Genomic DNA, 12757 nt, shown 5'->3' on the forward strand with positions numbered 1-12757 from the left:
AAATTAAAACCCAGCGGCTTTACGAAGCGTGTCGGCTTTATCGGTTCTTTCCCAAGTAAAGGCGGTAAAAGTATCATTGCCGACTGTTACTTCAACAGGTTCACGACCAAAATGTCCGTAAGCGGCTGTCATTTGGTACATAGGGTGTAATAAATCAAGCATCTTAGTAATGCCGTAAGGTCGTAAATCAAAATGCTCTCTAACTAACTCAATCAACGTTGCTTCTGATACTTTACCGGTACCAAAGGTTTCAATTGAAATAGATGTTGGCTCAGCAATACCAATGGCATAAGAGATTTGAATTTCACAACGGTCAGCTAAACCGGCAGCAACAATGTTTTTTGCAACATAGCGCCCTGCATAAGCGGCACTGCGGTCAACTTTTGATGGATCTTTACCTGAGAAGGCACCACCACCATGACGAGCCATGCCGCCATAGGTATCAACAATAATTTTACGACCGGTTAAACCACAGTCACCAACGGGGCCACCAATAACAAAACGACCTGTAGGATTAATAAAATATTTAGTGTCTTTAGTTAATAACTCAGCGGGTAAAACCGCTTTGATAATGTTTTCCATCACAGCTTCGTGTAAATCTTCTTGAGAAATCTCTGGGTTATGTTGAGTTGATAAAACAACAGCGTCAATTGCTACGGGTTTATTATCTTCATAAATAAAAGTAACTTGAGACTTTGCATCAGGACGTAACCAAGGTAAGACACCTGACTTACGCACCTCTGCTTGACGCTCTACCAAACGATGAGAATAAAATATAGGTGCAGGCATTAATGTTTCAGTTTCATTGGTTGCATAACCAAACATCAGTCCTTGGTCACCAGCACCTTGATCTTCTGGTTTTACTCGGTCAACACCTTGTGCAATTTCAGGGGACTGTTGGCCAATTAAATTCATAATGCCACAGGTTTCACCATCAAAACCTACGTCAGATGAAGTGTAACCAATATTACTAATAACATTACGAGTAATCGTTTCTAAATCAACCCATGCGGTGGTGGATACTTCACCTGAGATAATTGCTACGCCAGTTTTCACCATCGTTTCACAAGCAACACGAGCATTTTTATCTTTAGCGATAATTGCATCAAGTACAGCATCAGAAATTTGATCGGCGATTTTATCTGGATGACCTTCAGAAACTGATTCAGAAGTGAAAAATTGAGTAGACATAAAACCTCAGGAAAAATTTAATAGTTTAAGATATTTTTTTATTAAAGTTATTCTAACTGCAAGATTAACTATTTTCTAGTTATTTTACGCCTAGAAGGCTAAACGGCCAAAAATAACTGTAAATTGCTTATTTAAAGAGCAGGGAGTTGTTGTAGCGGGATATTTTTACCAAAGAGCACTGACATTAACTGTGCTTGTTCCGGTGATATCTTTGAGCTAAAAAAATGTTGCTGGGAAATCTGTTCATGACTTGCCAGTAACCCCTTAATTTCAAGTTGGCTGGCAAGCTGCTCAGTTACCGGTTGAGCAGTTTCCATAATGGTAATTTTATCACCGACAATATCTTGTATAAGTTGACGAACAAAAGGGTAATGAGTACATCCTAATACGAGGGTATCTATATTACTTTGCAGAAGTGGTCCTAAAAAGGCATTTAGTCTTTTACGGCACTGTTCACTCTCATAAAGACCTTGCTCAATAAGTTCTACTAATCCGGCACAAGGTTGGATATAAATTTCAGCGCCATTCTTATGCTTATTTACTAATGATAAAAAACGCGTATTTACAGCGGTTGCTTCTGTTACTAATAAAGCTATTCTTTTGGTTTTACTGTGAATTGCGGCGGGTTTAATTGCGGGCTCAACCCCTATGATTGGAATTGAAACGCGTAAACGTAGCTGATCAATAGCGCTAACCGTTGCAGTATTACAGGCAACAACAATTGCTTTTACTTGCTGGTCAATTAACCAATCTGCAATTTTATTTACCCGTTCAGTAATATTTGCTGTCGATTTATCACCATAAGGAGCAAATTGGCTATCCGCAACATAAATAATATTTTCATGTGGTAAGTTTTGATGAATACATTTCGCAATCGACAAACCACCAATACCAGAGTCGAAAACACCGATCGTTTGAGAATTTGCTGGAACTGACTTTAAGGGGACTACTGTTTTTTGGGCGACTAACTGATTTTGAGTCATTATATCTGTCGTTAATGAGTAAGGGATTAAATTTGTATTTGTTATATTGATTTTAGTCAAGAAAGTAAAGTGCTCTGATTGTTATTTATTGAATTTAAAGCACATGCCATTTACTTTTGAGCTTATCTAAAATGCCACTGCTTTTAATTTGATGATAAGCATCTATATATTTACTGACAATTTTTTCATCACTGTTAAGACTAAAAGCAAAATATAAATCATGATTAATGACTGATATAGGCATAATTACTTTTAGGTTACTGATATCTAAATTTAATTTACTTGCTCGTACTTTTAAGGTGTTCTTTGTACCCGTAATAATGTCAACCCTATTAAGATATAGCATTTGTAAGCTTTGCTCTGGTGAACCAAGTACATGAAGATAGGGGTATTCATGTCGCTGAAAGTATTGTGCGGTACTTGATGAATTTGCTACGGCTATTTTGTATTTTTTGAGTTGTTGAATATCAGTCATTGATGTTTGGAAGTTTTCTTTTAAGCCCCAAGCGTAAACATCTTCTTTCGTTAATTTCCCACCCCAAATGAATAAATTTTCCCGAGATAAGGTACGAGAGAGTGAAAAAATAAGTGTATTAGGTTGGTTTAAGGCTGTTCTGTAAGCACGTGCCCAAGGCAGTATTTGCAAATCAATATTATCACCGGTAACTTTGAATATTTCTTCCATAACTTCAACTGAAAAGCCGCTTAGCACACTACTTTCTTGGTAGAACTGGTAAGGTGGCAATATTTCGGTGACAACAAGCTGTTCGGCAATACTTGATGAGGTATTACCGAGCAAAAATATAATGATCCAGAGATACTTTACATTCATCAAATATCTAACTTATTTAACAAGAGTTAATAAGCCAAGTATAGAGCAAATTAAGTTTTTGTTCTTCCTTTGCCTTTAAAAATCCAAAGAAACAAATAATAATGACAGTAGAGTAATCAATAAACTACTGTTAGCATCTTAGAGCAAGACAAGTTATTACAATGCCTCATTGTGGCTAATATTTTGTGTATGTTTATTAATGCACAAATGGACTCTTCGTTGATTCAATATTTAACTCGCGCTGAAGTGCCTGATCTTATTTTGCTTATTTCATCGATGATTGTTGCCAATTCACTGTTAATTATTTGCTCTGAGTTTTTTTTGTTGAAAATGATGGCTTCGATGGCCTTAGAAAGTCGTATTCAAATTGGTTTACTGTTACTTGCCGCTTCGCAACTTTGGTTTGCAGTAAACCCACTCGACTTTACCTGGGGATGGATTGGCGCAGTATTAGTGATGAGTTTAGCCGAAGCGATATTATTCCCTACCATGAATGTTCATATTGACCGTTTAGCTCCAGCACATTTACGCGGCGCATACTTTGGTGCAGCATCATTTTATTCTTTAGGCTTCGCTATAGCTCCATTGTTAGGTGGTTTTGTATTAGATCATTTTGGAGGCTTTTGGTTATTCATGACCGCATCACTGCTGTGTTTTGTTGTTATATATTTATATCGAATACTACCTACTTTCAAGCGGCCAAATTTTGATGATGTAGCCTTAGAAAAATAAATGTGAGAACCTTTTTATAAATTAACAGATATATAAGGCTATTGGTGCGAGCAAAAAATACCGTCAACCTTTGCTCATGCGAGAGAGTTACCGAAAAATTGGCGGTTAGCTTATGACTTATAATCACCAAAAGTAGATGATTTTTACTTCTGATTTTTATTGAAATAGCGATCCTAACGATTTCCACTATTTCTTATCATCGCTTTAAAATAAACTTAAGTGTGAGTTAAAAGAATTTTTACACTTCATGGTTGCAACATAACCTTAAGATTTAACGTTATTTTGATAGAAATCCCGTTTATAGTTACCCTAAAATATCATCATAACTATTAAAAACTTGATAGTTGTGGCTCTTGATTTTTATCGCTATTTTTTGGCCCAACGCGAATAAACAATTGCTATAAAAGCTCAACTGTTCAAATGATAAAGATAGGTCTTTATCAATACTACTCAGTAAATAGTGAAATCCATGTTCAGTGATAGAGATATTATCAACTTTGACATTATTTTTCTCAAACCCGTCTTCACAATACACAATAGCTTGTGACTTCAATAACAATTGTAGTTTTTGAGGACCCCCTTTGTAGGTAATCATATTTTCTTTTAAAAAAAGATCTTCAGTTGATGGTAATTCTCCAACAGCTGATTGAAATTGGCCATTTATCGCCTTTACAGGTATCCAGCTACCTAATTGCAAAAAATCAGCAACTTGCCAGCTGTTTGGTGAGTGACAAACATCGGCAGGTCTACCTATTTGAAGGATACTTCCCTGATGCATTACTGCAATTTTATCAGCAAAAGTAAAGACTTCGTCTTTGTTATGAGTCACAAATATAGCACTCATTTTTAACTGCTTTAAAATTTGGCGCATTTCTAACATTAATTCATTGCGTAAACGTGCATCAATATTTGAAAAAGGCTCATCAAGTAATAATAAGGTAGGCTGAGGTGCTAATGCTCTAGCAATAGCAACTCTTTGTTGTTGTCCACCGGACAACTGATGTGGAAATCTTGCTTCTAAACCTGTTAACTTAAGTAAGTTGAGCAAATCAGTCATTCGAAATTTCTGTTCACTTTTTGGCAGTTTATTAATTCCAAAGCAGATGTTTTTTTCAACTGATAAATGAGGGAACAATGCATAATCTTGAAAGATCATACCGATATTACGATGTTCAGGAACTACATGCTTAAATGGCGTGATAGTGAGAACATCTTCTTCAACGATTAAATGAGTACTACTTGAATTATTACGCTTTATGTTTAACTCACCCGTACTGGGTGAATTAAAGCCCGCGATAGTATTAAGCAATGTGGTTTTTCCACAACCACTTGGTCCTACTAATCCAAGAATATCACCAAAGTTTAGTGTTAAGTGGGTGTCTAACAATATGACTTTATTCTGTAATTTAACCGAAAGTTGCTTAACGCTTAATAATTCATTTTCGACCATTTACGATAACTCCTTACTTCTGTTGAGCCAAATAATAGGTAATAGGCCTAATAAAACAATTAAAATAGCACTCAAGGCTCCTTGCTCAAGCATTTCGTCTGATATTAATTGATAAATTTGTATACTCAATGTATCAAAATTAAAGGGCCTTAGTAATAATACGGCGGATAGTTCTTTCATTGATTCAACAAATACGAGTAACCATGCTACAAAAATAGAAGGCCTCAGTATTGGCAGGTGTACCTTTTTTAACATTTGACCTAAGCCTACCCCCAAACTTGCAGGAGCAAAATCAATAGAATTAGGTATCTGTTTGATACCACTAGATATTGTTCCATTAGCAATCGCTGAAAAACGAACCACAAAGGCAAATACGACAGCAAAAATAGTGCCAGACAAGACTAAACCGGGTTCTTTAAGCTGAAGATACCTTGCTATATCATTAATAAAATGATCAAGGGGTCCAAAACTAGCCAATAATGCCATTGCTAAAACTGTTCCAGGTACTGCATAACCTATTCCTGATAAACTTGAAGGAAGTATTCGCCATTTATCAAAGCTTAATCGCCGATATAAACTACATAACAGTGCAAATAAAGTGGCAATAGTTGCGGCATAAAATGACACTTCAATACTGTTAAGGCTTGGTGAAATTAAATTTGCTAGCTGAGCCATACTGCTGTATTCAACTGCCATAATAACAAGCAAAGCGAAAGGTAAAAGAAAACCCGCTAAAACCAATGTCCAACAAAAACCGCTAATGAGTAGTTGTTGAAAGAATGATAATGTAATAATTTCAATATGCTGATTAGGCCTATTTGATTGATGATTTTGACCGGCTCTTGCACGTTGTTCACCAACAACCACAAACAGAATTATCAGCATTAATATACTGGCTAAAGCATTTGCTGTTGCTAAGTCACCATAGCCCAGCCAAGTATCATATATAGCTGTAGTCAGTGTATTTACCGCAAAATAATTTACCGTGGCAAAGTCAGCTAAGGTTTCCATAAGGACTAAACTCGCTGATATCGCTATTGCTGGCCGTGCCAGCGGTAAGGCAACTTTTAAAAAGCTTTGTTTTGCTGACAACCCTAATAAACGTCCGGCCCTTAACAAGTTTTGATCTTGTTGCTCAAGTGCAGTACGCGTTAACATATAAACATAAGGAAACAACACTAACGAAATTACAATGGAAGCTCCAGGTAAAGTACGTATATCAAAAAACCAATAATCACTCGGCGACTGCCAATTAAACCAACTACGTAACGCGCGCTGAACGGGTCCTGCGTAATCAAACAGATCAGTATAAAGATAAGCAACTAAATAGGCGGGCATTGCTAAGGGCAATAAAAGTAACCATCTCAGAAAATTTTTACCCAAAACGTTGGTATGAACAATGAAAGCCGCACTCAAAGTACCAAAAATTAAAGACAAAAAAACGACCAACACGCCTAGTACTAGTGTGTTAGTAATATAGTCAGGTAAGACTGTTTGCCAAAGATGAGAAAATAAATCACTTGACGAACTAAAGCTGGCTAATACCATAACTACTACCGGTGTTATGAGTAAAAATACTATGAGCCAGCAGGCACTTCGCCAGATATTATTTTTTAATGGGGCTATCAAGAAATAATCATCATCCTTTATAAATCAAATTTAGCTTTATCTATAAGTTTAAGCGCTTCTTTTCTATACTTTGCGATCGATTCTAACGACAATGAATCTGCTTTAAACTTACCCCATGAGGCAACTAAATCAGATGGCATTACATCAGCTCTCACTGGATATTCCATATTCGTTTCAGCATAAAGCTTCTGTGCTTCTTTTGACACCAAGAATTCCATTAAAGCTTTAGCATTGTCATGATTAGGAGCATATTTTGCCATGCCCATTCCTGATATATTCACATGAGCACCCCGGTTATTTTGATTGGGGAAATTAATGTATACCGAATCAGCCCATAACTTCTGCTTTTCATCAACCAACATTTTGCCAAAATAGTAACTATTACCTAACGCTATATCACATAAGTTTTGATGAATTGCTTGTACTTGACCACGGTCATTACCCTGAGGTTTGCGGGCCAAGTTAACTTTAAACTTTTCTAACCAAGTGAGGGTCTCTGTTTTACCATGAGCAGCAATCATAGAGGCAACGAGTGCAATATTATATGAATGTTTACCGCTTCGAGTGCATATTCTTCCTTTATATTTAGTGTCAGCTAAATCTTCATAATTGATATTGATAGCACCCAAACGTTTAGCTGAATAAATATTACGAACACGTGTTGTAAGTGCATACCACGTATTGTCTGTAGCACGATATTGACTAGGAATTACATCAAGTAACGTTTTAGAGCTATAAGCTTGAAGTAGATCACGGTCATGTAATTCAATGAGCCGACTAATATCCGTCGTTAACAATATATCCGCGGGGCTATATTTACCTTCTCGGGCGAGACGTTCCGCCATGCCTTTTTTAGCAAAAATAACATTGACTTTAATCCCCGTTCTTTTTGTAAAAATGTCAAATAAAGGCTTAACTAAAAACTCTTGGCGGTAGGAATACACATTCACCTCATCACTAGCTTGTAAAGATGATGAAATAAGTAAAAAGCTAGTAAAAATTAGGAATAAATTTTTTCGGATGGACGCTATATTTTGCATTATATTACCCTGACAACGTTATGCCAGTCTCTGTCGACAGTATTTATAGGCTGGCAAGATTAAAGAAAACATTATAATTTGTCAATCTATTTGAGAATAATTCTTGTTTAGATTACTGCTCTAAGAGTCTTGTTCTCTTAGGAAATCAGTAGACTGGGTATATGTTATTTCCACTAACCACTATAACTAAAAAATATAGGGCAAATAATTTGAATTGAATAACATTAATATACTAAAAAAAACGAAAACGAAAACGTAATTTTCTATATACGTTAATAAAAGGTTGTAAATAAATACCCATTAGCGACCTATGTAATTCACCTTCTTTACCTATGCCAAAAGACAACGAACCAACCTCAGACGCATGCATAAAACAGTTGAACAAGCGATCCCAAAGGGATAATACCGTACCAAAGTTTTTATCAAAATGCTTAACGTTATCACTGTGGTGAATTTGATGCTGTGCAGGGCTTAAAAATAACCCTTCGATTTTATCTCCCCAACTTATCCTGATATGGCTATGACGGAGGTTCGAGCCCATAATATTAAACGCAAAAACAAAAATATTGGCACCAATTATATCAATCATTTTTAATGTGGGTCCAAATAAGTAATAGCATAAGCCAACCACAAAGCCTTGAGTTAATGCCATACGACAAGCATAGAAATAATTTTCAATAGGGTGTGAGCGATAGATAGTAAAGGGTGTTAGCACGGTTGCGGAATGATGAACTTTATGAAACTCCCACAGATAATGGCTTTTGTGTAAACAGTAATGCAATAAGAAACGAGTGAAATCATCAAAAATAAACAACAGTAGGGTAAAAACAGCCATAATGCTGGCCGATGATAGGGTAAGGGGTGTCATGGGCCCAAAGACCCATTCTATTGCCGATGAGATAGCTAATGCAATAGGCACCATAGTTAAAACAACAAAAGGAAATAATGCGGCCTTAAAAAGTTTGTTTACAATAAGCAAGGCATAATCGTTTAAAGCTGATCGGGCTAAAAAAACCTTCCTAGGAAATAAAAAGGCTATGAACCCTGGTTGCTTCTCTTGCGTTGGACCTGACTTAATTACCTTTTTTAGGTTAATAAAATACACTGCACTGGCAAATAGTAGTGCCGATAAAAGATAGCCCCAAAATAAGCGTTGGTTAGGATCTAGGATATAAAGGGCTAATTCTTTAAAGTTTGCGCTAAGAAAGTCCATAAATATAAATAACTTTTCGTAATAAGGTTACAAATAAAAACGATAAGTATGACACTTAACGTTCTTATTTAAATTTAAACACGATTAACGCTAATTAGAAGCTATATTGATAGCCAATAGAAGCAGATCTAGGTTTACTAGGGCGAGCTCCATAAGGGCGTCGACTAACTATTTCTTGATTATCGAGTAAGTTATCAAGTTTAAGATAGATACTGCCCATATCTCCTAGTTCATAACTTGCAGCCATATCAACGATGGTTAGTGCTTGTGTTGTTACGCCAGACAGCAGAACATTTTCACCTGATGCTTCTCTCATTTCACCAATGTAGCGGGTAATTAAATTAACTTGCCAATTATTAGCCGTTAAACCAATATCAAGTGTTAATTGATTTTCAGGTAAATACGGTAAAGTATCTCCAACCTTAACGTCTCCCCACATACTAAAGTCAGAGCTAAATGCACTATCAAACTCGCCTTTAGTATAGGTGTAACTCAACAATACAGGTAAGTCATAGTCCGCCGATAGCTCATAGGTGTGTTTTGCACTTAATTCAAGGCCTATAACATTTGCTTTACCACTGTTGAACTCGCCATCAGTATTATCTTGACAAAGCGAGGCAGTTGAAAAAGAGCAGCTTTCTTTTAAATTTTCTATATCATTGTAAAATATAACCGCTTCAAGTTGGCTACTCTCGTCATGATAACGAGCACCTAACTCATAATTAATGCTATTTTCAATTTTAACACTGGTTGGCTCTTTTGGACTCGTCGGCACAAAACCTTCATGAACACCAAAAAACAGCCCTGAATGTTCAGACAATGTGTAAAACCCACTTAAACTTGGTAACCAAATATCAGTGCTTTTCTTTTGCCATTCACCTTCTTTACCTAGTGCTTCATTTTGGTAACTGGCATCAAGAAATTCACCACGTAGGCCAAAGGTTAAATCCAATGCACCTAACGTCATGGTATCTTTGAAAAAAACAGAAATAGCATCGGTTTTTTCTCTATTTGTATCTCCAGCAAGTGTGGCGCTACCATCACTCAGTAGTTCAGCCGAGGTCATTGTATACGCATCAGTAGTGTGATGTCGCTTGATTTGATCTTGATGGAACCTAAAGCCAACATTAAGCACATGTTTTACATCGAAAAGTGTATGGTAAACATATAACTCAGATTGAATACCTTGCGAATAATATTCTCGTTGGTTATCACCTAATATAATCTTTTCATATTCTCTTTCGGTGTCTCTTTGCCCCGTTAACACTTGATAAAAAGGTGCATTAGCATCTGTTTCAGGATTCGTTAAAATATCTTGTAAATCAGTGACTACCGCCCCTGCTTTAAAACCGTTAACTTTATTCCAAGAACGCTCGAAATCGTTACGGTACAAGCGAGTTGTCACATCAAAATTGTCATTGCCAATAAAATGTGTGAACTGAACTTGTTGATGCTCCCAGTCCATTAAATCTTTTTGGCTGGCTACATAACGTCGATTAGCATTTTGCTTGAAATCAGCGTCAGTTAACCCTAAGTAGGTTTCATTTGATTTTTCATTAGCATGGGCTAGCTTCATTTCAACAATTTGATTATATTGGCTATTAGAAAAATTATATTGAAATTTAGTCATAATATCGTTTTTATCAAATCCGGTATCACCACCACCGTCTAACGCTTTAAAACCATCCGCTTCGATATGCACCGCATCAATTAAATAGCCAAAATTGCCATTAGTGGTACCAAAGTAAGCTTTCGTTTTAGCATACCCATCAGATCCAAAGGCAAGGTCTATAGCACCTTCTTTGCTCTTAGGTACTTGGCGCGTTGTCATATTCAATGCACCCGCTACAGTATTGGGTCCATACTTAATTGCAGAAGGGCCTTTAAATACTTCTAGGGCAGTCATTTTGCTGATCATTGGAAAGTAATATGCTGCGGGTGCAGAATAGGGGGCAGGACCGATTAGTACACCATCTTCCATGATGGTGATTTTTTTACTGCGTTCCGGTGTCGCACCACGAAAACCTATATTAGGTCTTAAACCATAACCATCTTCTTCACGAATATTAACGCCAGGTACGCTATATAAAACACGGTTAATATCATCAAACTTAAATTTTTCTAATTCAACTTCACCAATTAACGTAGCGGCACCAGCTTCAGTACGCAATTTATCATTATGACCAATAATTTGAACACGTTCAGTGTATTCAGAAGGTGTATCGCTAGTACCGTCGTCAGCACTAACATTAGGATGAAAGGCAAAGGCAAAGGCAAAAACAACAGCAATATATTTATGCTTGTTAATCTTCATTAATCGTTATCTCCTGCGGATGTCGCGGGTAATTCAAGCGATAAACTGGTAATAAAATCTATTTTGAGTTTATCAGTGACTTCTTTAACATTGGCATGCGTTTGTGTTACTTGTGCTTCATTATTAACAAGAGCTTCAGCCAAACTATTTTGATAGTTTTGCACACCATCAATGGCTAGTTGAACGTCTGTAGACATTGAATCTGCTGTATCTTGATCGCCAACATCAATCAAATAATGAGTAAAACCAGTACCAGTCTTACCAGTTAAAAGTTTTTGAAATGCCAATAAGTTGTTTTCAATATTAGTAATAGAGTGATGTGCATATACTGATTCTACAACGTCAGGACAGGCTTGTGATCCACAGCTATTAGCCTGAAGCCCCAATGGGGTGGCTAACTTGCCATCTTTGGTGAATGTTTCTAAATAAAATAAACCATCACTGATAAGATTAATCGCTTTTAGTTCAGTGCTAAATTCGCTGCCTATACTACCCGCTGCTTTAAGTGCACTTGCAAAACCATTGTCGCCAGACCAGGCTGTTATTAATTCTTTAGCACTATTATTAACATCGCGAGCAGCTTCAACCGCAAATTCACATCGCGCGACCTTACGATATTCATCTGTTTGATTGTCCCAATTTTCAGGCTGAGTACTCGTAGTGCAACTATGATTAAGTTGTTCGTTAAACAATAAATATTCTATAGCGGCTAAACCACGTCGTGAAGGGGTACGTTTAGCAATATTAAATGGCTGTCCATTGACAATTCCAGCTTTAAAATTTACCACTTCAAAATCAACAGAGCATGAATTGACTACAGGCCAAGAATAAATTTTATCCCGTAATAATCCCTCATTATCAACCAAAGGACCAACTTTCATTACCTCTGCTTGTTGCCATACATTCATGGTGTTTCGCCATGCTGTCTTTGCATTATCACGCATAGCGTTAACTTGAACGGTTGTTGCATTACCCAAAGCTGCATCTGTTTCCATTTTACAATAGGCTGCTATCTCTGGAATTTGTGCTGCTGATACTGTTGAAAATTGTTCAAAAATAGGCGTGATTATATTATCAGTAATGTTTTCAAGTAACGCTTGCTGAGTAAAGTTACTGCCGGGATTTGGCGTAGGGGGGGAGGGGGTTGGCGTAGGGACTGAAGTGGTACCAAAGTTTTCACCACTGCTGCTACTCGTACTTTCCCCACAAGCACTCACTAATAAAGCCGCAACGACGGCTATAGAGATTGCGGTGTGACTAATGTTAACTGACATTTTTTAACCCTATAATGCAAATAAAATGAATGTTATAGATACTGATAATTCTTTATTTGTGAATAGCCTATACAAATTATTCACAAATAAATAATAACC

General features: G+C 36.7%; 9 protein-coding genes and 1 pseudogene. 1 reads left to right on the top strand and 9 read right to left on the bottom strand.

The genetic code is table 11. From position 1 onward, the window contains the following. Nucleotides 1-3 precede the first annotated feature (3 nt). From metK to H4J52_RS02400, 3 genes are all read right to left on the bottom strand, one after another. The gene (gene metK, locus H4J52_RS02390) at nt 4-1191 is read right to left on the bottom strand and encodes a methionine adenosyltransferase (RefSeq protein ID WP_182180911.1); all 1188 of its coding nucleotides are present in this window, start codon (nt 1189-1191) and stop codon (nt 4-6) included. Nucleotides 1192-1322: 131 nt separating this feature from the next. Next, on the bottom strand, nt 1323-2174 hold the full coding sequence (murI, locus tag H4J52_RS02395) for a glutamate racemase (protein ID WP_182180910.1): 852 nt from the start codon (nt 2172-2174) through the stop codon (nt 1323-1325). A gap of 94 nt (nt 2175-2268) precedes the next feature. Next, nucleotides 2269-3006, bottom strand: coding sequence for an ABC transporter substrate-binding protein (locus H4J52_RS02400; protein WP_182180909.1), 738 nt, complete (start codon nt 3004-3006; stop codon nt 2269-2271). A gap of 129 nt (nt 3007-3135) precedes the next feature. Between H4J52_RS02400 and H4J52_RS02405 the strand changes: the two are divergent. Next, a pseudogene (locus tag H4J52_RS02405) lies at nt 3136-3738 on the top strand (MFS transporter); the annotation flags it as partial. Between the two features lie 304 nt (nt 3739-4042). On the opposite strand, the gene H4J52_RS02410 reads toward H4J52_RS02405, so the two are convergent. The 6 genes from H4J52_RS02410 to H4J52_RS02435 all read right to left on the bottom strand — a co-directional run bounded on the left by H4J52_RS02410 (nt 4043) and on the right by H4J52_RS02435 (nt 12658). Then, entirely contained in the window at nt 4043-5188 is a 1146-nt protein-coding gene (locus H4J52_RS02410) for an ABC transporter ATP-binding protein (protein ID WP_182180907.1), read from the bottom strand. Then, nucleotides 5189-6817, bottom strand: a complete 1629-nt coding sequence (locus H4J52_RS02415; protein ID WP_259366560.1) for an iron ABC transporter permease — start codon at nt 6815-6817, stop codon at nt 5189-5191. Between the two features lie 17 nt (nt 6818-6834). Then, nucleotides 6835-7857 (bottom strand): extracellular solute-binding protein, encoded by a 1023-nt coding sequence (locus H4J52_RS02420; protein ID WP_182180906.1) that lies wholly within the window; start codon nt 7855-7857, stop codon nt 6835-6837. A 232-nt stretch (nt 7858-8089) separates the two neighbouring features. After that, entirely contained in the window at nt 8090-9070 is a 981-nt protein-coding gene (locus H4J52_RS02425) for a sterol desaturase family protein (protein WP_182180905.1), read from the bottom strand. A 94-nt stretch (nt 9071-9164) separates the two neighbouring features. Next, nucleotides 9165-11384 (bottom strand): TonB-dependent receptor domain-containing protein, encoded by a 2220-nt coding sequence (locus tag H4J52_RS02430; RefSeq protein WP_182224160.1) that lies wholly within the window; start codon nt 11382-11384, stop codon nt 9165-9167. Then, nucleotides 11384-12658: an imelysin family protein gene (locus tag H4J52_RS02435; protein WP_182180903.1), complete on the bottom strand. Its 1275-nt coding sequence runs from the start codon at nt 12656-12658 to the stop codon at nt 11384-11386. Before H4J52_RS02435 ends, H4J52_RS02430 begins: the two co-directional genes overlap by 1 nt. Nucleotides 12659-12757 lie beyond the last annotated feature (99 nt).

It is taken from the genome of Colwellia sp. MB02u-14, assembly GCF_014076915.1.
Taxonomy (GTDB): domain Bacteria; phylum Pseudomonadota; class Gammaproteobacteria; order Enterobacterales; family Alteromonadaceae; genus Colwellia_A.